This is a genomic window from Paenibacillus chondroitinus NBRC 15376 (genome assembly GCF_004000765.1).
Classification (GTDB): domain Bacteria; phylum Bacillota; class Bacilli; order Paenibacillales; family NBRC-103111; genus Paenibacillus_E; species Paenibacillus_E chondroitinus.
On record NZ_BILW01000002.1, the window covers coordinates 465838 to 488908 of the forward strand.

The window sequence follows — 23071 nt, forward strand, 5'->3', positions numbered from 1 at the left end:
AAGACCTCCAAGTATGACTGATCTATACGACTTCGCCATTATAACAAATCGTAGGATTAGAAAATAGGAAAAGGTTGGTCATTTGCCATATAAGACAAATGAACCAACCTTATCTGTTCCAAGTATGTTAAGCGGCAGGCTGTGCTTTTCTCCAGGCAGCCCGAAGGTACGCAATCGCGCACACGATGGCTAGAATGACAATCAGCGTAAGTCCCCAGTAAATGTTGCTGTAAGCATGTGCTAATGGGAGATCCTTCTGCCAAACAAGGGCGCTTGCCGTCGCTGCAACCCCGAATGCACCGCTGAAAAATTGCAGTAGCTGAAATAACCCAAGGCCGGAGGCAATCTGTGACGGAAGAAGCAGTCTCGACATTTCGTTGGAGATACTGCTCGTTAAGATCGTATAACTTACGCTCATTAACATATAGATGAACATGATTGAGAAGAAGGAGATACCTTCGAATAAGGCAAAAAGAATCACAGATGCCAGTAGAAGCAGTGGCGTATAACGAATGATCGAGCTGTTACCGCGTAAGTCAATGATACGGCCAACTTGACGGGAAATGATCATCGCGAGAGCTGATCCTGGGAAAATCACCAAACCCGCTTGAATCGCACTTAAGTGATACTGTTTAACCAAAATCTGCGGCATGAGAAACAAGGTTGCGAAGCTGCACAAATACGCGGCTACACCCACAGCGCCTAAAATAAGAAACGAACGATTTGCAAATAACGACGGAAGTACGAAAGGATCTTTTGCAGACCGAATGCGCACAATAAAAAGAACGATCGAGACAAGCCCGGCAAGTAGCGCAATGAGAGAATGATTTGTTAAGAATAGAAGAAGTCCTGTCGTACCTACACCAATGAATAGTGCGCCTAGTGCGTCGAAGGAACCTTTGCGTGGTTCTTCTTTTGGAATGAGCTTCATATAAAGTGGAACTAGCACCAACGTGATAGCCGTTACGACAAACAGAAGATGCCAGCCTAAAAACTCAACGATAAATCCACCGACAACAGGCCCGAAGCCAAGTCCAAATGCGACGGAAGACATAATCAACGCCATCGCTTTACCTCTGCGTTCCAATGGAATGTAACGGGACAAAAGGACTAACGCCAATGCTGGAATTGAACCCGCTCCGGAGGCTTGCAGTATGCGGACAATTAGCAGGACGGCGAAGCTGTTGCTGAATAATCCCATGATGGCCCCAATACTTAGCGACAGGATTCCGATAACGAAAAGCCTTCTTATTGGAACAAAATCGGCAAGTCGACTATACGTAATGGATGAGATCGCGAATACAATGGAATATCCCGTTACGATCCATGACGTGGATGCGGCTGTAAGTTTGAACGCTTTGGCCACATCCGGTAATGCTAAGTTAAACATCATCGTGTTCATGATGACGAGTACAATCGTTAATCCGAGCAGAAAGAGAACGACTCCTTCTTTTTTGATGCCACTCTCTTGTGCTTGATTTGTATCTTTTTGCATGGCGTTTATTCGCCTCCTCATCCAATTTAATAATTCGATAATTATCGAACAATAGAATAATAACATGAGTTATGGTATAATACAATCGTTAAACCGAAATAAATGAGGGGGCTCTAGAATGAAACATTTACATCATCCAGATATTGCAGACATTCATTTGTCCACCGTCTTATATGCCTTGAGCGATCCTATCCGCTTACATGTCGTCTCTGAACTCAGCACTTTGAACGAACGACCTTGCGGCGACTTCCAAGTGCCTGTTGTAAAATCAACCATGTCTCATCATGCTCGAACTTTAAGAGAAGCCGGCGTTGTGAATATTCGCGTCCAAGGCACTCAACGGCTTATCTCATTAAGAACAGAGGATTTAGAACAACGTTTCCCTGGTTTGCTTTCATCTATTCTTGCTGCTTATGATGCTTCCGATGAGAAAAAGCGGCTTTTGTGCCCTGAGCAAGGATGACTGCCATGGCTTCGGCGTTGGAGGTCAGCTGTGCGCTATCGTCATGAATAGTCGCCTATGTCTATGAAAGCGTACTCACTCCCCCTCCCCTAGCAACGCATTTCATAAAAAAGAGCTAAGCGCATAAGCCGCTTAGCTCTTTATCATTATTCAGCGGGAAACCCCAATCGTTACAATTTCACAAGGGCCAATCGGCAGAGTCAAACAGCCTGAAGCATCCGTATCCACACGCTCACCGTGATCTTCCAAGATCGTGCTCTTGTAGAAATAGTAATGCGGTGTATTCGAATGAAGCATAAGTTCAGCCGCATGAGGCCTCATGTTGTACCAACGCAGCAGCAGATCGCCCGTACCTTCATTCATTTTCAATGAAGAGAAAGCCAAATCTCCGCCTTCCCACTCGAATGGTGCATATGTTGGCGCAATGCTGCCAACGTGAACTCCCGTCTGACTTAACGTCCACGGGATTTGGAATTGATAAGCCTGCGCATACGCAGCAGACTGCATAACTTGATCACTGTACGGAATGATTTCCATACGAACTGTATGCTCGCCTAAACATTGTGCTTCCGGCGTAGGGAACAAGCCCCAATCGCCAAGCTCGCCAACGGCACGAAGCAAGGTCACAGCAATTGTATTGCGCCCGTCCTGCAGGACTTCGTATTCGTTCAAACCGAGATTAGCCACAACAAGTCCTGCTCCCGCTTCACTGACATCAACAAAAGCCTGTTGATGCTGCGTATTGCTTGGATTCTCCCATTCCGCTGCCGGCTTGTTGCTGCGCTGCGGGATTTCAAACATGGAGTCCACCTGGTGAACACTCGTGTTCAAATCGGTCGGGAAAAGCATCCGCAGACGATGGTCTTTGGCCTGATTATTGAACGTCGCTTCTATCTCTACTCCTTTGCCGCCACGGCTCAAAGAGACAACCGTGCGAATGGTCATAGGCACCATGCGTGTGGAACGTTGGGCTTTACGATGCGGGAAGTATACCAAATCGCGCTGCTCTTCATCCAGCTTTGCATCGGCCGATGCTGGAATTACCCATTCATGGATGATTTCGATCGCGGCTTGATAAGCCGTATCTTGCAGCACGCGAATCTGTGCGACGCTGCCCTTGGTCGTACGCGGCGTTTCGCCGTCCGGCTGTTTGTACATATATTCGTTACCGATATCCCCGGTATTCTCATATACACCCAAATCGCGGTACGTACGGCCGCTTTTTTTGTCCAACAGGCTGAACGAGCCGTCATCTGCAATGGCGATTTTCAGCTCGGCATTTTCCAAGACACGGTCTGCCGTGATCAAGGAATCCTGCTGAGTGACCGTCGACTCTTTTTTCACCCAAGCATACGTCTTCAAGCCTAAAGCAGGCACCCTCTCCGCTTCAAAAGTCAGCTTCACCTTGCGGCTCATATACGGCTGGCGGAATTTATCGTCCGGCAAATCGTAGCCGAACTGCAAACCGATATCTTCCATAGAACAGGAAATCTCTGTCCCCTGCTCATCTACGAGTACACGCCCCGTGAGATCCGCTTCCTTGGCAAGACGGCTTGCCTCTTCGAGCTTATAACCGTCTCGGAAGTACAGGCTAAGCACATCAATTTCAATACTGACAACGCCGGTACGTTCCCATCCCGAAGTGTTAAAAACAACAACCGGCAGGGCGTCTTTGCCTGCTCCCTCGAAGCTGGAAGTATCAACCGCGTCGGCAAGTGCGCGGGATTTTTCCTCTACAATCGCTTCCGCCACATGGCGGCTTTTCTCGAAACGAGTGACCATTTCGCGGTGCACTTCATCCACGCTGCACCCGCAAATACTGTCATGCGGATGGTTCTGCATGAGTGTTTTCCACGCATAAGTGAACAAATGATGCGGGTATTTCTCCCCGACGCCAAGCGTATGCGCGAATGCAGCCAGCGGTTCTGCGACTTTTTCCAACATCGCCTGCCCCAGTTGGTTCATCTGCTTCAAATAAACACGCGCCGAAGCCGTGTTCACGAGCGTCGACCAGCCGTCCGTTCGTTGGCTGCGAAGCTCGCCTTTGACCGTAGAAAGCTCATGCTTCAATGAACGCTGAACAGACTCCAAATAGTCGTTGAAATTCGAATGAATAAATACCGTGTCCGGATGCAGCTCTCGAGCTGTTTCAATCGCCTCAGGCAAATCAAGCTGAATCGGTTGATGATCGCAGCCGTTCATGAAGAGCAGCTCGCTCGTCGAAGCGTATTTTTCGGCATCCGACAGCTTCCGCTCCCAATACACCTTAGCTTCTTCGAGATCTACAGGGACTTCATTGCCGTTCGAGTACCAGTTTGCGAAAAGAATACCCAGAACCTTTGAACCATCCGGCCCTTCCCACATCAGTTCAGAGAATGAGGATTCATAGTCGCTATCAGAGACCGTATTGTTAAAGCCTGTAGGCTTGACCCCACGGCCGAAAAAAGCGTTCGTAATGCCGGATTGCTGCATCAATTGCGGGGTTTGGCCTACAAGCCCGAACGTATCCGGGAAATAGCCGATTTTGGCTACAGAGCCGTATTTCCTTGCATCTTGATGTCCAATCTGCATATTGCGTACATTGGCTTCACCGCTAGTCAGGAAAGCATCCTGCAGAATATACCAAGGACCGATGATGATTCGGCCATCTTGGATATATTTTTCCAGTTTCCCCTTTTGATCAGGACGTACTTGCAAGTAATCCTCTAGAATAATCGTTTGGCCATCCAGGTAAAAGCTGCGATAATTCGGATCGTTATCTAATTTATCCAGCAAAGTGTCCACCAGTTTCACAAGGCGTACATGATGTTTCTCGTATGGTAAATACCATTCCCGATCCCAGTGCGTATGGGAAATGATATGAGCTGTTCGTTTGATGCTCATGGCTTAGCTCCTCTCAATTTGAACTTCATCCGGTCGGTAGACAGATAAGATTTCGCCCTTCGCATTAGCTGCAAAAAGCACGGAGCGCTCTTTCTCCAACGTAAAGGCATAAGTTGCCCCGCTATCCGTATCTTTCACTTCGATGTCCACATCCCAGGCATATTCGGAAACGAAAATGTACAGGAAACCTTCCTTATAACGCAGTTTCCTTCCATACACGCCAGCGATATCGCCGCCTTGCTTCCACTGCAAGCCGCTGTCGCAGCCCGCCGCTTCCATCGCGTAGCGGTACAAAGCAAGCACGGTTTCCGTCCGTTCGTTCAATTCAACGGGCAGCGGACTCCAAATCAGCTTGCCGCGTCCAATCGGAATCTCAACGACTGAATCACCTCGGCTGCTGTCTACAACGTCTGAACCCGCGGTGCGAACTTCCTTAACCACCTCGGCAATGCGGCGCTGGCCAAAAGATACCGGCAGCTTCTCGCCATGCAGCAAGAGCATTTCTTCTCGACGCACATTCTGAAGCTCCGCTTCGCCCAGCTCGTCGGTTAAGCGTGGCGTCTGCTTCCAGTAGGCATCAAGACTTAGCGGACCCGTTGCAAGCAGCGTCGCCCCCGTCGTCTTCACGACCTCCAGCAGTTTATCCCAAGCCTGCTCGTCGATATTATGAGCGCTCGGAAGCACAATCAGCTTCGGCGGTTGGTCCATGAGCACGTCCAGATGATACTCCGAAGCCGCTCGCAGCGGCATGTTCATCTGATACGTCAAGACGCGAATCATGCGCGTCGTAGCATCGAAGGCTAATTTCCGATTCGAGAAATCGTTCGAATAAGGGAAAATCGCTGCGATGTCTTCCAGCTCTCGATCTTTGAATAGGTCTCTAATTTCAGCCATAAATCGTCCGAAATCATAAGAAACATCCGCCTCCGGCTTCTCCGTGCCGTCTGCGCGCAGCGCGCCGATATGCGATTCATTCGCATTATCCATATAGAAGTTCGTATTCCAAATCCAGTGAATAGCGCCAGCGCCGCCAGTAGAGAATGCGTAGGCATATTTGCGTTCCAGCATGCTCCGCAGCTCGTTCTCCGAGCGTTTGGCGCGACCATCTGGCGTCTCTACGTACATGATGCCTGTTTCTTGAATAACATTAGGCTTATTATGTGTTTTGGCAAAAATACCGTCCCAAACGAGGTTGTCGATCAGCCACCACGAATGTACGGTCGTATAGTCGACGGCTTCCTGATAAAAGAACGGTGAAGGCCGCTGCGCACCAAGCGCCTCGTCCTGACCGACCACGACAAGGTGATTCGGACAGATTTCTTTGATCGTGTCGTAGAGCTCCTTCGCCCAACGATTATGCATATCCATCGAGAACAGGCAGTAATCGAGCCAACGGGTTCCTTTTTTGGCCCGGTGCATATCCTGAACGTCAAAGTTGATTTCATCCGCCTCCGGAATGAGGGCCGCTTCAAAGGTCGGAAGCTGTTCCGGCGACATATTCCACCGCTCTTGCAGGAGCGCAATGTTTTCGTGACGTTGCTTCAGCCATACCGTGAAAGCAGCCTGCTCGAAGGAATCCCGGCTGGAGCGAGGGCCATTCGCAAAAATCTGCGCCGGATCAAACATGGACGGCTCATTAATTAAGTCCCAATCCACGTGTGTAGATTCACGGTGGCGCGACACAATGGAGCGGATAAACCGCTTCTGCGCTTCTACGCTTTGCGGATCCAGGTACGGATTCACGCCTTCCCAAGTCTCCGGTGTAAAGGAGAAGAAGGTGAACGTTACTTGCAAATTATGCTTTTTAGCCGTTAAGAAAAAGGCGTCAATCGCTCTCAGCACTTCTTCGGAAGCATGCCCATCCACCTGCATCACGTTGCGGTACGCCGTCCAAATGCCCGTACGTATCCAGTTAATGCCCGCTTTCGCCATCTGGGCCATGTCTCGGTCCCACACGTCCGCGTTCGGCAGGAACAAAAATTTCCGAGCGACATCGGAAGTCATGTACGTCATGCCGACAACGGGCAGTGGGCGTCCATCTTTGATGAAATAATCGCGATCGCAAGTGATTGGGCTTCCTTCAGCCAGCAGCTCCGCATCGTGACCCCAAAAGCCCTGGCGAAGCACCCGAATCTCTCCGTCTTCAGCCTCAGCCACACACGTTACACGATACAAGCCGCGCTGAATCTCTATAGGTACTGGAATGCGCACAAGATTAAATTCTTTGTTCACGACTGCTGTTATTTGATGCGTCCAACCGGCCCCAGCACCGTCTTCGCGCTCCACAGTCAGATTAAACTTCCATGAAGGAGTTTTGACTTCCGCCAAGTTCCTTCCCATCCGTTGTGTTTGAAGCGTCAGTACCGCATGCTCGCCAGGCTCGTAGCTGGCATAATTCGGCTTGATCCACAGCTCCGTAACCCCTAAGGCGCAAAATGCCGCCCACGCGAGCAACGCCTGAGCTCCGCCATCATGCCAGAAACCAGCGCTCAATGGGACATTGACAAACAGCCAACGCGAACCCACAAAATCACCGCGGGTGTTTTCCCACAGAACAACAGGTGCAGCAACTTCACGGCCTTCCTTGCCGATGCCCTTCATGAGGGGATATATCTGCGTGCTCATCGTTCCAGCGGCACCCATTTGATGAGGCAAATCACTGTTGCGCGTCGTATGCGGCACCATGTTCCATGTGTCGGCAATCGCGAACATCGATTCTTGCCCCTTCAGCAGCGGTATGCTGTCTAAAGCCGCATAGCTGAGAATCGGGCTCGACTCGACCCGGAGCATCTCGTGGATGAATAGCTGCTGGTGGTAAGCGGTTTGCTCCGCTTCCACGTGCCAGCCGTCAGCCTGCCAGCGAACCGGCCGCTTGAAGGCTGCGCCTCCTACGCTTAGCAATCCTCCGCCGCGTTTCAAGAAGGCCAAAATTTCCTGCCATGCGGATTTCGGGAAATAGGGAGCATGCAGGTTGACGAAGCACCCTCCCTCCGCTTGCCGAAGCGTTTCCGCCAGCGAGTCGGAGTCAGCAAGGATTCCACCTTGTGCTGTCAACTCAGCCGTTGGAACTTCAAGTGAAGCGCTGATCGGGAAAGCCGGATCATAGAAAATGACGACAGGATGGCTCAGACTCATAGCAAGCCTTCCTTCATCGCTTTATACACAAGCTGGGAGAACAGACTGTTCGACCAAGCGAACCATTTGCGCGTAAAAATGGTTGGATCATCGACATGAAAGCCTTCATGCATGAATCCAGTGTCCGCATCCGTTGCTTCGAGCATGGCGATCATCGCTAATTTCTCTTCGGCTGTCGAGGCCGTAATTCCTTGCATGGACAAAGCCATATGCCAAATATAATTGTCCGGCGTATGTGGACTGCCGATCCCTTTTGCCACTTTCCCTTCAAAATAGAACGGATTCTCTTTGCTCAGCGCAAATCGTCTAGTGTTCTGATAGATCGGATCGTCAGCAGACACATATCCCAGATAAGGAATCGACATGAGTCCTGGCGTTCCCGCGTCATCCATCAGGCAGTAGTTGCCAAAGCCGTCGGTCTCATATGCATAAATCGGCCCAAACTCCGGATGGCGATAGATGCCGTAGAGCTTAATGCCGTGATCGATATCCGCTTCCAGCGCTTTCAGATCATGTAAGAAATCCATATCCCGGAACACCCATTCCGCGAATTCCTGCATATGGCGTAGAGCTACAACCGCGAACATATTCGCTGGAATGTTGTAATGGAAATCGCAAGCATCATCGCTGGAACGGAAACCCGACCAAACCATACCGGTATAATTCACCGGCATCCCCAGCCCGTTATTGCGCAGTGAATCGGTCGGAATTCCGTTATTTCTAGTGAAACGGTAAGGAGATTGCTCGAAGTGATGCTGTTCCGTTTTGAAAAGCTCATAGATTTTGATCATCGCCGCTTTAAAACCGGCATCGAAGATATCCGTTAGTTCCGTTTCCTTCCAATAGGCGTAAGCCAAACGCATCGAGAAACACAAGGAATCCAGTTCAAATTTCCGTTCCCACACCCATGGCGACATTTCCGTCTGATCCGCTTTGTTCCAATGCCAATCGTTCGCCGATTCGTTAAAAGCGTTCGCGTAAGGGTCAATATGAATATATTGCACATGCCTTTTAATTAACCCGCTAAGAATGCGCCCAAGATCCGGATCGTTTTTCGCAAGCGGCACATAGTGCATCACCTGTTCAACCGAATCACGCAGCCAGGATGCCGGGATATCCCCCGTAATGACGAATGTCGTGCCGTCCTCCATCATTTTCGTAGTCGTCTCCAGCGTATTTGGGAAACAGTTTTTAAATAATTGCAAAAGCTTCGGACGGTGCGCCAACTTCTCTTCGGCTTCTGCTAATACGTCTTGAATCGCCTTTGGCAATTCCAGCTTCGGCATTGGAATTTTCGGCAGTCTGAATTGTTCCATGGTAAGTCCTCCAAAATAGTTATGATATACAAATGTTGTATGAATTCGTCTGTCTTACTCTTTCACTGCACCGATGGTCAAACCTTGAATAAAGTACCGTTGGAAAAACGGATAAGCGAAGATGATCGGTCCCGTAGCCAGCACAACCATCGCCATTCGGGATGTATCTTGCGGCAGAGACTGCAGTAAGCCCACGCCAATCGAAGGATTGCTCGTGTTTTGCAGCAAAAACTGCATACTGTTCTCGATCCGCATCAGCATGGATTGCAGCGGTACGAGATTAGGCGAATCGATATAGAGCAGCGCATTGAACCAATCGTTCCAGTAACCTAACGTACTGAACAAGCCGATCGTTGCTAATCCCGGAAGTGAAAGCGGCAGCACCAATCTGACGAAAATACCGAATTCACCGGCACCGTCGATTTTTCCGGACTCAATAATCGCATCAGGTACCGACGTGCTGAAGAAAGTCCGCATAATCATCATGTAGAAGGCATTACCGGCAAGAGGCAATACAAGAGCCCACAAGGAATCCTTAAGTCCCATTAATTGCGTAACAACGATATAAGTCGGCACGAGGCCGCCATTGAACAACATCGTAAAAAAGGCAAAAAAGCCGAAAAAATTGCGGAATTTAAAGCTTTTTCTTGAAATCGCATAAGCAAATGTTGCTGTCAATATCAAGCTTACAATCGTACCAACAACCGTTACTAGAATCGTGACTCCGTAAGACATGAGCAATTGATCGCCTGCCTTAAACAAATAACGATAGGCTTCCAGACTCCACTTTTCAGGAAAGATTCGATACCCGTTCGCACTTAGCGTCTTCTCATCCGTAAATGAAATAATCGCTACAAATAGAAATGGAAACACACACGCCAAAGCAAAAATCCCTGCGACGAGGTTGAACAGGATATTAAGTACCGGCGGCAATTTATGAAAATCACGACTTTTCATCCGTTTTGCTATCATTATAAAGTTCCTCCTTTCCCTGCAATTCCTTAGAACAATGCATTATCTTTATCAAATTTTCGAACAATATAGTTGGATGTCATAACGAGAATGAAACCAATAACCGATTGATAGAGACCTGCTGCCGTACTCATCCCGATTTCACCGGTAGATTTGAGGCCGCGATAAACATAAGTGTCGATAACATTCGTTACCGAATATAGCGTTCCTGAATCTCTTGGCACTTGCAAAAATAATCCGAAATCTGCGTAGAAAATACGCCCGATCGCGAGCAGCGTCAGAATGGTCATCAGCGGCTTCAGCATCGGGAATGTGATGTGCTTAATTTGCTGCCATTTGCTGGCACCGTCAATCATCGCAGCTTCATAAAGGGACTTATCAATCCCCATGATAGCGGCCAAATAAACAACACTGCTATAACCTACGGATTTCCATAGATAGACGAAAATAATAATAAGTGGCCAGTACGTTTTGTCGTTATACCACCGGATCGGATCAACTCCGAACGCCGAAAGAATATGATTCAGCATCCCTTTATCAAAGCTAAGAAAACTAAATACGAAGTAGCCTACAATAACCCAGGATAAAAAGTAAGGCAGGAACATCCCGGTTTGGTACAGTTTCGCCAGCTTTTTGTTGGCAATTTCCGATAAGACAATGGCTAACGCCACTGAGAGCACGAGACCTGCAACAATAAATACGATATTGTACAGCAGTGTATTTCGCGTAATGATATAGGCATCATTTGTACTGAAAAGAAACTTGAAATTTTGCAATCCGACCCATTTGCTTTCCATAATACTTGCCCAAAAACCGTCTCGGCTATAGCGATACTGCTTAAAAGCAATCACCATGCCCGCCATCGGTAAATAAGAGAAGAACAGGAACCAAAGCGTTGCCGGCAATGCCATGAGCAGCAGCACTTTGCTTTGTTTAACATCTTTTAGAAATGCTCCTATTCTATTCATAAAACCACCCCTCACATTTGCGATTAAAAAGATCAGGCGAATGCGTGACATTCGCCTAATCCGAATTCGAGCTTATTTTTTGTTTGCTGCTTTCCAAGCATCGATCTGACTTTGTGCTTCTGCGATGATTTTATCCAGACCGGCCGCTTTGAACTTCTCGTTAGCTTGAGGAATGAATTTATCAGGATCAACGGTACCCGTCATCAATGTAGCCCAGAATTCTTCTTTCACGTTCTGCACGGCAGCGATTTCAGCTGTTACTTTCGAAGGATCGAAGTTGAAACCAAGAAGCGGTGCAGGTACGCCCGTGTCATTAAACTTTTTGAACTCTTCCCATTTATTCTCAGGATCTTTCTTGTCTTTGTATGTCAGTAGAACGTTTCCAAGTGAGAAAGTCGGCATATCATAGTTTTTGGAATCCGGCAGGTTTTCCATTTTATCGTTATCGATTTTTTTGTAGTGAACGCCTTCGATACCGGAGTCAACCATATTGCGCAGAACCGGATCTGTATTCAGCAAGTTCAGGAACTCCATCGCTTTCTCAGGATATTTGGAGTTGGCTGAGATCGCTTGCATGGAACCCATCACGGACCAGTTGTAAATCAAAGCTGGGCTTGCTTGCGTGGAAACAACAGGATAGCCATAGCTCGCGGACCATAGGTTATCTGCGAAAGGTTGGTTGGTCGCTTTGTCCGCGAACCATTTGCCTGTCACTTGAACATCGTTCAAAGAGCTAAGCGTTGCTGCTTCTGTCGGGATGTATCCCGCTTTGTAGTATTTGTTCATCGCTTGAAGCGCTTGCTTCATTTCCGTTGTATCCAAAATGTTGACGACTTTGTAATCCGGGTTGTCGATTTTCACAGCCATCGGCATTTTTTCAATAACATAGTCATAAGGAACATAGGGCATGAACGTTTTGTCCACGGCTAAGCCATAAACATTCGGTTCTTTTTCTTTGATCGTTTTCAGCAATGGCTCCAAGCTTTCGATGGATTTTACGTTATCGATTTTCAAGTTGTATTTATCAAGCAGGTTTTTGTTAAAACGCCATACGTCTTGTGCCGGAAGCTCTTTATTAGCTGGAACACCATAGTTGTGGCCGTCAACTTTAGAGCCGTTCAAGAAAGCAGGGTCCAACGCTTTGACAATCCCTTGTCCATTTTTTTGGAGAAGATCATCAATCGATTTGAAAGCGCCTTTACGCGCGTTTTGCACATAGTCAAATGCCCATGAAGACGTGAACATAATGTCCATAGGTGTACCGGAAGCGGTCATGACCTGCATCTTTTGCGGATAGTCGCCCCAATCGATCATGTTCATTTTCACAGTTACGCCAATTTTCTGAGCTGTGTATTTACTAACTTCCGTCATCACGCGGTCAACGTCTTTTTGCGGCGTCCCGATCGTGTACCAAATCAACTCTACCGGTTTATCTGGCGTTCCCGCCCCATTCGTATCGCTAGCATCTTTGCTTCCACATGCACTAAGTACCATTGAAGCTGCAAGCGTTAGTCCAAGTGTCGCCGTCCATCGTTTTTTAATCTTGCTCATCTGTGTGAATCCTCCCTGTTCAGTGCTCTATTGTATAACGCCCGAGGGGCTATATTTACAGTAACCTATGAAAGCATTTACAAATAGACGATAAATTAAATGTAAGCATGTACAAATCAAAGAAAAAACAAAAAAAGGACTGCACTCCAGTTTACCCTAGAGCAGTCCTCTATAATCGGTCGGGGATATTCCCACATACTTTTTGAACTGTTTATAGAAATAACCGACTTCCCAATAGCCCACATCTTTGGCAATGACATGAACTTTCAAATGGGTTGTTTTGAGCAATTCCTTGGCCTTCTCGATCCGGTACCGGTTGATATATTCCGTAAACGACTCGTTAATTTCCTTGTGAAACAGCTGTCCTAAATAGACCGGGTGAATATGATAGTGGGCGCCTAGCATTTTGAGCGAAAGCTCATCCGCGTACGATTCGTGAATATATTTTAATACTTGCTGCACGATGGGACTTCGAACGTCAGAGATTAATAATCCGACCGTCATCTCAGCAACTTCCAGAATCGCCTTTTCCAAATCGTCGAGCGTCACGGAGCTTCTGATTTGTTGAAAAGCTTGATTGTATACGTCCTGTTCCTCGGTGTGGCGGATCGCCTTGAGTTCCATTTTGAAATGAATCACCATCTCAAAAGCAATATCCTGAAAATGCTGCGGCGTAATTCCCGGCAGCGCCTGAATCTGCTTGAAATCACTCTGAATTTGCAGCTTTAAGTGTTCCAGATCTTTGGCCACGATCAGTTTGGCATAACTAGCCCAGTCTATGATCGAGAAATCCACCTTAGGATGACCTTCATGGAACGCTAAGTCGCTAACATCAATCAGAAAGAGCTCCGGGTACACCCAGAAATACTCCTGTGCTTTCTTCGCGCTTGCATAACTCTCTCCTGTTTGTTCAGGAAGCTGTTCAACACTGCCTACCGTGATGCGGAGTAAACGATCATGCAGATCGATTTGGAATTGTCGAAGCAACTCTTTTAATGCTTTTCTGCCGCGATCCGCATCATCCATAACCGCAAGCAGCACGATATCGCCATCCATATCGTAAAAGGACGTGAACCCGTCATGTGCCTCCACCCGCTGCGAGAGTGTCTCAAAAACCTCCGCGGCATTGGCTTCCGTCCGCAATACGGAGACTACCATATACGGGCAATTCAAGTTGAAGCCCAGCAATTCCGCTCGTTCGTAGAATTCCGTCGGCGCAATCTGATGCGTCAGCCAGCGCTGCAAGGTGTTGTCTTTCAGAATTTGCTTGCTGTACGCTTGAACCAGGCGGGTCTCTTTCGTAGAATTCAGCTTCTCAACCGTATTATGCAGAGTAGCTTTGAGCTCTTTGATATTGATAGGCTTCAGCAAATAATTTTCAATGCCCAGCATCATGCCTTCTTTCAAATAACTGAATTCATCGAATCCGCTGAGCACGATGACTTTCAGATCCGGATGGTGAACCCGGGCACCCCGAATCAAATCCAACCCATTCATCACAGGCATGGAGATATCCGTCAAGAGGATGTCCACGGTCATTTCCTGTAAAGCATCCAGAGCTTTTTGACCGTTGCCGGCATGTCCAACAATCTCCAGCCCCATTTCCGCCCAGTCGATAATGTCATACAATCCTTCTACAATAAATGGTTCATCATCCACGATAAAAACTCTAAACATCGTAATCCTCCTTCCCGCCGTCTGCAGGCAGCCATACATCTACGGTCGTTCCATGCCCAGGCGTGTTTCGCAGCTCGATGCCATATTTACTTCCATAGAGAAGCTTCAGTCGTTGATGAATGCTCCGCAGACCAAACGATTCGTCTTCCGTCTCCTCCATTTGCAGGCGCTGCTCAATCTCTTTCAACCGTTCTGGTGTTATCCCATTGCCGTTGTCTGTCACTTGAACGTGCAGGAATTCCTCCATTTGATGGACTCGAATGTGCAGCTCGTTGTCCGTGCTCTCATTTCGCAACCCATGTACGATATAGTTTTCAATAATAGGCTGCAGCGACATTTTCATGATACGAAGAGGAGCGAGCTTCCGATCCCATTCGATCGTATACGTAAATTTATCTTTGTAGCGAATCTGAAACAACTCCAAATATAAGCGGCAGGCTTCCAGCTCGTCCTTCAACGTGTAAACCTTCTTCTGCTGGACAAAGCTGCGGAATAACGCTGATAAGCTGTAGATCATTTCGCCAACGTCATGAGCGCCTTGGGATATCGCCCGCATGCGGATTACTTCCAGTGTATTGTATAAAAAGTGTGGATTCACACGGGCTTGCAGCGCTGTTAGTTCCGTATGTTTCTGCTTAATATCCGCCTTATATACGCGGTCGATATATTGGTTCAGCTCATCGATCATCTCGTTAAAGCTGCGGGAAATCTGTCCCAGCTCGTCCTCCCGAGCGTCCTGAATCCGTGCTGTCAAATCGCCTTGTTTGACCTTCCGGGTAAAGCGGATAATCAGGTTCGTTCGCTTGGCGACATTCAGCACGACCAATGATGGCAGCAGGATCGCGATAGCAATACACACGGCGCTAATTGAAAAAATCGTGCTCCCGATTCGCCACGAAGAAGCGGAAAGCTCCTCTTTGGGCATCAGGCCGACGACGATAAAATCACCTTTATTTTGCGTAAGCTTCGTCACATAATTGTTATTATTCATCTCGCTGTGCTCATACATCGCATTCACTTGATCCATGTACGGATAAGGCTTGCCATAATACTGATCTGAGGAGTCGAACAGGACGCCGCCTTCTGACGACAGGACGAGAATCGCCCCTTTCAGATCCTTCTGCTCATCGGATAACACTTTCCAAATGCTGTCCGAACTGAAATAAACAAGTTGTTGACCAATGTTTTTCAACGTTTGTTTATCATTGATCGGCGTCCGCACGGCATATAGATGGTTATCCCACTGATCCGCGGCTTCGCGCACCCAAATATTCGGAAGCGTGACACTCTTGCTGTCGAGCGCCATCACTTCCGGAATATAGGAGTGCGCCGCGTTCGCGGATATGAGCCGCATCGGCCGGTTGTGGCTCAGAACGTACAAGTCCTGCTGCTCCACGCTGTACAACATGATATTGCGAATATCCTCGTCATCTTCCAAGTGGTTTTTGAAATACTCCAAACCATCATTCCATGTGCTGTTTCCACCCAAATTATTTTGTTCAAGGCTATGCTGCACATATTCTTGAAACGGGTGCTGCAGCATGAAGGATACGCCCGCGGCCAGCGAGCTATCCCGATATAACCCGAATAAAATGGACTGTGCCGAGTCATACTTCTGTCCCAAATAATTATTAACGTTCATCATGGCCTTCTTTTGTATATCCAGCTCACGGTTGATCGCGGCTTGCGACATCGAGTGATACATGTAAAAAGAAAAGGAAATAATCGTAATAATCGTAATGAGTGAGAATAGGAGCAGCAGTCTCATGAATAAATTATTTTTCAAGTAGGCTAGATAAACTTTCATGAACCCCATCCGACCATCATCTCCTGCTGTTAATCGGGTTCATTATAACATGTCGGGAGGCGCACAGGAAAACCGGCGATTGAGCCGGCAATTGCTATGCTTTTACCCACACGGACTTTTCGCCGCGCCCCCTGTTACTGAGACATTTGGCGGAGGAGGCATCCTCATAGGAGAGGTATGCTGGCTGGCTGGCCACTTGGAGGAACTACAGAGCGCTATTCTAACAAATTAAGTCCGTTTCCGCGTCCAAGCGGAACTGCAGGGCTTTATTTGACCGCCTAACCCCGATTTCTGCAAGAAAACGGACAAATAGAGGACGTCAGTTCCCCTCCACGTGAAGAGGAGCCTATTTCGATGAAATAGAGCCCTGTAGTTCCCCTCAGGGAGGAACCGCTGGAGCGATCACAGCGACTGTGACAGCTATATTGTATTTTGTGCAACCAATTGGCCGTAAAGGGGTCTCACGTCGCCACTATATTGCACATCATACAACGATTGTTGCATTTAAACCGCTTACACTTCACCTTTTGCAGCAAATGGTTGTATGATGTGCAACGAAAGACCGCCATCGCGGTCTGACCACACCATTACGTTGTATATAATGCAACGTAGTCCTTCAACTTTGCTGCACAGCCGTCTTTACAACGAAAAATATTGGTTTCAGTAGATTCGATTCCATACTTAGATTTCAACAAAAAAATTAACTAAAGGTTGAGCTTTCACTCAACCCAAAACATATAAATCTAAAAAAGAGCCAATCCAAATGGATTGAGCTCTATTTTTCTAACTTCTTATGAATACTTTACTCCCACTGGTATTCCGCCCGTTCAAGCAGCTGCTTGAGCGCGCGGACCGCAGTGACAACACGTTTAGGATTACTCGCGTGCGGCATGTAATGCTGTAAATGCGGCTCTACAGACAGAAATCCGTCGTAGCCTCTCTCTTTTAGAGACAGCAGCAGTGTATCCACCTCTCCGTCTCCCGCTCCTGCAGGAACAAATAGCTTCGGTTCGAATGTAGCATCCTTAATATGAATGTAATCCGTATAAGTTTGGAGTTTCGGATACGCATCCTGCATCGGTTTAATATCATTCTTAACAAAGTTACCTGGGTCAAAAGCCATACGCAGGGAATCGGACGCGCAATGCTGTAAAATTTCCAAACAACGTTCATCCGACGTTCCGTACAAGTTATTATCATTCTCAAGAATGAGGACAACGTTGTTCTGTACTGCAATTTCTGTTAATTGCTTCATTCTACGCAGCACTTCATCTCTGCACGTATCGAGATCCGCATTTTCGGGCGGGTGGTAGGAAAATATACGAATGTACGGGGTTCCTAACACGTGTGCAGCATGAATCGCCTTCTGAACCGCTTGTACTTGGGGACCAAACTCTTCCGCAACCGGATATTTACCGATGGGAGAAGCAATGGAAGATACCTGAAAACCGCGATCTTTCAATATTTGACGAATGGAGGAGAGCTCCTCATCATTTAACTCCAAGACATTTTTGCCCCATACATTCCGCAGCTCGATATAGGAGACTCCCTCTTGCTGCAGCACGTCTAACTGTTCTTCCAAATCCTGCGAGATTTCATCGGCGAAACAAGTGATTTTTGCTTTAAGCATGGCCATCTCTCCTTTTTTTATTTGCTGCTGCCGAAAGAAGCTGACATATCTTCTTGCGTCTTAGACTCTGTAACGACTTTTTTCACAAATGTAGAGGATTTGATCAGTTCGTCCAAGTGAGATTGGAAAGCATCGCCGTCAATTGGAACTTCAACAGGGCGCTTCTGGAAGGAGGACAGCATGATGCCATTAGCCAGCGTCAAAGAGCCCAGTCCCTCTGGACCTTCAGCAATCAAGTCAATCTCCTTGCCCAAGAGACGGTCAACCAAACGGCCAGTTACGACATGATGGCCATTAGGAGCATTCTCATCCACTTCAACTTCCTCCGGTTCAATCTGCCAAGTGGCAAACTTTTGCTCCGTTTCTCTCGTGAACGTGAGCATGGATTGCTCATATTTATAGTGAAGCAGCTTCCCGTTCTCCAACACGAGTTTACCGGTATCGCCGACGATTTCCAGGCGGTTGGTTCCCGGCAGCTCAGCTGTCGTCACAATCAAATGCCCGATCATCCCGTTTGAATGTTCAAAGTAAGCGGTTACTTCATCCTCAACTTCGATGTCATGATATTTACCGATATGCGCATGACCGGAAATCAGCGAAGGCAGCCCGAACAGCCATTGGTACATATCGAGTGTGTGCGGACACTGATTCGTCAGGATGCCGCCGCCCTCACCGGCCCATGTCGCACGCCATCCACCGCTATTATAATAAGACTGGGAGCGGAACCATTTGGTATGAATCCAAGTAGCGCGAGTAAGTTGGCCCAACTCTCCGCTTGCCACAATTTCTTTAAGTTTTGCATAAAATGGCAGCGTTCTTTCTTGAAACATAATGGCAAACTGGAGACCCGGATATGTCTCTTTAGCGGATTCATAAGCGTCAATCATGCGGTTGGCATCATTGACATGAACCGCGATCGGTTTCTCGCACATAACATGAATTCCCCGCTTGAAAGCCTCAATGGCAATGTATGGATGATCGTAATGGGGAACTGCGATAATGATGACATCCAGCCCGGAGTTGTCCAATAAATCCAAGACATCGTAATAAGCCGTCGTACCATACGTTTTAGCATTCAAATCGGCCTTTTCTTTATCTACATCACAAACGCCCACAAGCGCTACATTATCCATCTCACTCAAATACTTCAAATGCGTATTTCCAATATTCCCAATGCCAACAAGTCCAAATTTGATTTTTTGCTCACTCATAGGTAGTTCCCTCCCAAATCTATTGAATATCACACTATCATCCTATATCATTACAATTACCACTTCCTTGATGAAATTGCCTCAAAAGTGGATAAACTTGCTCTCATCACAGGAGGCCATTATCATGATTTCGGATTACTTGGAACAGTTTGATGAACATGTTAAATTCCGTCATGCCATTCGAACAGCCCCGTTTAATGTGCATTTTCATTTGCATCAGGGCTGTGAGATCTTTTTTTTAATCCGGGGTGATGTGAACTATTTCGTTGACAAGACGATGTATCCCCTGGAATTCGGTGATCTGATCATTACCAATGAGCATGAAATTCATAAACCTGCACTCACAACAGACGATTTATATGAACGTGTAACGATTGAATTTAATCCGGCTCTGATTGCTCTCTTTCAAACCGAAGACTTGAAACCGCTTCAATGCTTCTATGATCGTCCCGCCGGTGAAAAAAACAAAATCAAGCTTAGCGAACAACAGTCATCCGCCTTGCTTGATTTATTTACGAAATATAATGACATCATCAACCATCCATTCCCAGGGGATTCCCTCGTGAGACTTGGCTGTTTAATTGAAATTCTTGTTCTGGTTCATCGGTTCTTTTATACCAACAAAGCTAACGAAAACGGCATGGATTTGCCGAAAAGATTGAGCCCCATCCTGGCGTATCTGGATCAACATCTCACGGAAGATTTGACCCTTGAACGGCTGGAGAAAATGTTTTTTATCAGCAAATACCATCTAAGCCGACTTTTTAAAAAACATACTGGCAGCACCATCCATGAGTACATCATCTACAAGCGGATTGCGCTTGCCAAAAAAATGCTCGCAGATGGTTACAACGTAACCGAAGCCTGCATGGGGTCAGGTTTTAATGATTACACTGGCTTCCTGCGCATGTTTAAGAAAAAAGTAGGCGTGCTGCCCAAGTATTACGCGAGCAAACAAGCTCTCAAATGACCCCGGATGGAATGGGGCTTATTTCCCGGTTTATTTCCCGCCCGTCGGCTCGATCAAACGGTGTTTATACCACTTGTCGCCATAGTAGCGCCAGAGGAAAACCGCCCCGCGCACGCCCCATTCCAATTGCATAGCCGCCCAAACCCCGATAACGCCGTAACCCAGGGTGATGCCAAACACATAGCCGAGCACAACCCGGAACAACCACATGGTCAGCATCGATGAGATCGAGGTGAAGCGTGAATCCCCCGCAGCTCGCAGTGCCCCTGGCAGCAGAAAACTGATCGACCATAACGGAATTTGAGCTAAGAAATTGACCAGCATAATGAGATACAGGTCGTCCATAATCTCTGCCGGAGGGCTGAACATTTTTACAAGCGGATTAAAAAACGGAAGTAACAGCAGCCCCATTAATAAGAGGGCGCCTGATGACAGCCACATGAACGACCTTGTAAACTTGCGGGCATCCTGAATATTGCGCCTCCCGATACATTGCCCTACCACCGTGACTAACGCAGTAGACAAGGCAATGGAAGGGATTTGCAGCAGCATGGCGATCACCGAACTGATGGCGTTAGTTGCAATCGCATAGGTGCCCAGGCTGACGATATAGATTTGGGTTAACATTTTTCCCCCGTTAAAAAATAACTGCTCCGCTGCGAAAGGCAGCCCAATGAACATGATTTTCTTAAACATGGAGAAATTCCATTCGAGTACATCCTGAAGTTGAATTCGCAGGCTGGCATCCATCCGCAGCAGATAGAATAATGCGCAACCTGCGGCTACATACCGGGAAATATTCACAGCCACGCTCAATCCTAGAACGCCCATGTCCAAATAATGGACAAATACGACATTGAGCAGCACGTAGGTGAGGTTCATAATCAGAGACAGCACCAAGGTCACTCTCGTTCTGCCGATCCCTCTAAGCGCTCCGTTAACCGCTTCCTTGATCGCGATCCCGGTATAGGAAATACAGCTGCCCACCAAATAGGTACCGGCATGGGAGAACACCTCCGGCTCCGCCGTACCGAACAGTACCTTCAGAATGGGATGATAAAACAGCAGAACGAGCAGGCTGAGCGCTACCGCAACCAGCGTGACCGCTGAAAGCGAGCTGGACGCTGCTTTGGAAACCATTTTATCGTTCCCGCTGCCCTTATACTGCGCCACTACGACTGTACCGCCGGTCGCTATGGCGACAAAAACGTTAACCAAAAACATGTTGAGCGAATCGACCATACTTACGGCGCTGATCGCCGCCACGCCCGATGAACTGATCATCGCGGTGTTCACCAAACTTAAGCCAACAAGGAAGGCTTGGTCGATGAGGATCGGCAGAAATAACGAGATGACCTGCCGGTAATCGATCGATTCCCCTGAAAGATATTTGTTTAAAATAGCATGGCAATAAGCCTTAAATCGTACCATCATGCTAATGATTCACTTCCCATCCGTATTTGTCCGCAGTCCCCAGTATGCTGATTCGAATTCCCTGAGATGATTCGAGGTGCCGGGAGCAGGTGCGGCCGTTCAATGAACATCCAAACAACACTGCTGCAGGTACGAAGTGAAGCTGGCCATATTCCTGTGCATATGCCTGCTGTTGCCTTCTAGCTTGCTCAACATAATGCCTCCTTCCAATAAGGAAAGGGCAAACGTAGCCAAGGCATCTACATCCAAATCCCCCTTAAATTCTCCCAATCGTATGCCTTCATGAATAATGTTCTTCATCATATCCAGAGTAGTGGTAAGGCTACGCTGCGCTCTATCGCGCAATATCGGATGAGTGTCATCACTCTCTACCGCTGTGTTCTGCAAGGGACACCCGCCGATGAACGGGGGATTGTCCGCAACGTCTTCATAGACATGGAAAAAAGCGAGCAATCGGCTCGAGGCAGACTCCTCTTTATCCATAGCTTCGGTAAATCTCCTGCCGACTGTACTTGCCGCATATTGATAGGCTTCAAGGGCAATTTCGTCTTTACTGCTAAAGTGGCGATAGATGCCTCCCTTCTTAATGCCGGTGGCGGCAATAATATCGTTTAACGATGAACCCGCATATCCTTGTTGATTAAAAAGTTCAGCAGATTTCATGATGATGTGTTCCCTGGTTCTATCTCCTTTTTTCATAAGCCCTCCGTACAAACCGTAGTCGATAATTCATTATAGCAAATTTTTCGCGTGATCCATTGCCATTTATTGGATGTATGCTACAATTAAAAGATACCAATCGGTATTTTATGTTGCGTGAGGCCCAATATGAATCCAAATTGAAGCACCAAAATTCCATTCAAAAGGGAGCGTTGTCCGATGTCGATGAACGAACAATTGGAACAAACCAAATCAGGTTTTATCGCGAAAGTGCCTGCATTGGCTCAAGAAAATATTTTTCGCCATATCCAGGAGCAGCAGCAATCCGGTATCGTTTATGGTCTGAACGAGGGGGATCAAGCCCCCGACTTTACATTAGCCAATCCGCTCGGAGAGCAAATAAACCTTTATAACGAGCTTGCCAACGGCCCGGTTATTCTCATCTTTTACCGGGGCGGATGGTGCCCATTCTGCAATGTCCAGCTTAGAGCTTACCAGCAGTTGCTGCCTGAAATTCAAAAGATCGGCGGCCAACTGATTGCCGTCTCTCCGCAAAGCCCCGACAACTCGCTATCTCAGATGGAAAAAGAGCAGCTTACGTTCCATGTGCTAAGCGATCCGAACGGCCGTGTCGCTGACAGTTACAACCTTTTATTTGAACTGCCTGCTTATCTTCAAAATACGTTTACAGACATACTTGGACGGGATCTCGCCAAGTTCAATGCAAGCGACCGCTGGCTGCTGCCGGTTCCGGCGACTTACCTCATTGACAGGCAAGGTATCCTCCGTTATGCCAGCGTCGATCCCGATTTCATGAATCGGGCGGAGCCACAGGAAATGATCGATCTATTGAAAAAGCTCGACTGAATGGAACTGGCATCCTCTGTTTGGAGAAATAC

The 23071-nt window shown here is 47.5% G+C and carries 16 protein-coding genes; 3 read left to right on the forward strand and 13 right to left on the reverse strand.

Annotated elements, in window-relative coordinates:
- Positions 1-127: 127 nt before the first annotated feature.
- Positions 128-1495, reverse strand: coding sequence for an MFS transporter (locus PCH02S_RS04495; RefSeq protein WP_127450460.1), 1368 nt, complete (start codon positions 1493-1495; stop codon positions 128-130).
- Positions 1496-1613: 118 nt separating this feature from the next.
- On the opposite strand from PCH02S_RS04495, the gene PCH02S_RS04500 reads away from it, so the two are divergent.
- Positions 1614-1958 (forward strand): ArsR/SmtB family transcription factor, encoded by a 345-nt coding sequence (locus tag PCH02S_RS04500; protein WP_127450461.1) that lies wholly within the window; start codon positions 1614-1616, stop codon positions 1956-1958.
- Positions 1959-2108: 150 nt separating this feature from the next.
- Here the strand turns inward: PCH02S_RS04500 and PCH02S_RS04505 are convergent, their stop codons facing one another.
- The 10 genes from PCH02S_RS04505 to PCH02S_RS04550 form a co-directional block, all read right to left on the reverse strand.
- Positions 2109-4841, reverse strand: a complete 2733-nt coding sequence (locus tag PCH02S_RS04505) for an alpha-mannosidase (protein WP_127450463.1) — start codon at positions 4839-4841, stop codon at positions 2109-2111.
- Between the two features lie 3 nt (positions 4842-4844).
- Entirely contained in the window at positions 4845-7976 is a 3132-nt protein-coding gene (locus PCH02S_RS04510; protein ID WP_127450465.1) for a beta-galactosidase, read from the reverse strand.
- Positions 7973-9292 carry a glycoside hydrolase family 125 protein gene (locus PCH02S_RS04515; RefSeq protein WP_127450467.1) on the reverse strand — a complete coding sequence of 440 codons (1320 nt, stop codon included), beginning with the start codon at positions 9290-9292 and terminating at the stop codon, positions 7973-7975. The genes PCH02S_RS04510 and PCH02S_RS04515 overlap by 4 nt, the downstream gene beginning before the upstream one ends.
- Before the next feature lie 54 nt (positions 9293-9346).
- Complete coding sequence (locus PCH02S_RS04520; protein WP_127450469.1) at positions 9347-10264, reverse strand: carbohydrate ABC transporter permease; 918 nt, start codon at positions 10262-10264, stop codon at positions 9347-9349.
- Positions 10265-10293: 29 nt separating this feature from the next.
- On the reverse strand, positions 10294-11232 hold the full coding sequence (locus PCH02S_RS04525; RefSeq protein WP_127450471.1) for an ABC transporter permease: 939 nt from the start codon (positions 11230-11232) through the stop codon (positions 10294-10296).
- A gap of 72 nt (positions 11233-11304) precedes the next feature.
- On the reverse strand, positions 11305-12783 hold the full coding sequence (locus PCH02S_RS04530) for an ABC transporter substrate-binding protein (protein WP_127450473.1): 1479 nt from the start codon (positions 12781-12783) through the stop codon (positions 11305-11307).
- 156 nt (positions 12784-12939) lie between these two features.
- The gene (locus PCH02S_RS04535; protein ID WP_127450474.1) at positions 12940-14460 is read right to left on the reverse strand and encodes a response regulator transcription factor; all 1521 of its coding nucleotides are present in this window, start codon (positions 14458-14460) and stop codon (positions 12940-12942) included.
- Positions 14453-16276: a sensor histidine kinase gene (locus tag PCH02S_RS04540; RefSeq protein WP_127450476.1), complete on the reverse strand. Its 1824-nt coding sequence runs from the start codon at positions 16274-16276 to the stop codon at positions 14453-14455. Before PCH02S_RS04540 ends, PCH02S_RS04535 begins: the two co-directional genes overlap by 8 nt.
- Before the next feature lie 793 nt (positions 16277-17069).
- Entirely contained in the window at positions 17070-17897 is an 828-nt protein-coding gene (locus PCH02S_RS04545; protein ID WP_127450477.1) for a sugar phosphate isomerase/epimerase family protein, read from the reverse strand.
- 17 nt (positions 17898-17914) lie between these two features.
- Positions 17915-19108 carry a Gfo/Idh/MocA family protein gene (locus PCH02S_RS04550; RefSeq protein WP_127450479.1) on the reverse strand — a complete coding sequence of 398 codons (1194 nt, stop codon included), beginning with the start codon at positions 19106-19108 and terminating at the stop codon, positions 17915-17917.
- Positions 19109-19232: 124 nt separating this feature from the next.
- Here PCH02S_RS04550 and PCH02S_RS04555 point away from each other — a divergent pair, with 124 nt between their 5' ends.
- On the forward strand, positions 19233-20078 hold the full coding sequence (locus PCH02S_RS04555) for an AraC family transcriptional regulator (RefSeq protein WP_164819440.1): 846 nt from the start codon (positions 19233-19235) through the stop codon (positions 20076-20078).
- Between the two features lie 30 nt (positions 20079-20108).
- Here PCH02S_RS04555 and PCH02S_RS04560 read toward each other — a convergent pair whose 3' ends face one another.
- Positions 20109-21521, reverse strand: a complete 1413-nt coding sequence (locus tag PCH02S_RS04560; RefSeq protein ID WP_407670026.1) for an MATE family efflux transporter — start codon at positions 21519-21521, stop codon at positions 20109-20111.
- A 90-nt stretch (positions 21522-21611) separates the two neighbouring features.
- The gene (locus tag PCH02S_RS04565; RefSeq protein ID WP_127450485.1) at positions 21612-22211 is read right to left on the reverse strand and encodes a TetR/AcrR family transcriptional regulator; all 600 of its coding nucleotides are present in this window, start codon (positions 22209-22211) and stop codon (positions 21612-21614) included.
- A 180-nt stretch (positions 22212-22391) separates the two neighbouring features.
- Between PCH02S_RS04565 and PCH02S_RS04570 the strand changes: the two genes are divergently transcribed.
- Positions 22392-23039: a peroxiredoxin-like family protein gene (locus PCH02S_RS04570; protein ID WP_127450487.1), complete on the forward strand. Its 648-nt coding sequence runs from the start codon at positions 22392-22394 to the stop codon at positions 23037-23039.
- The last annotated feature ends 32 nt before the right edge of the window (positions 23040-23071 follow it).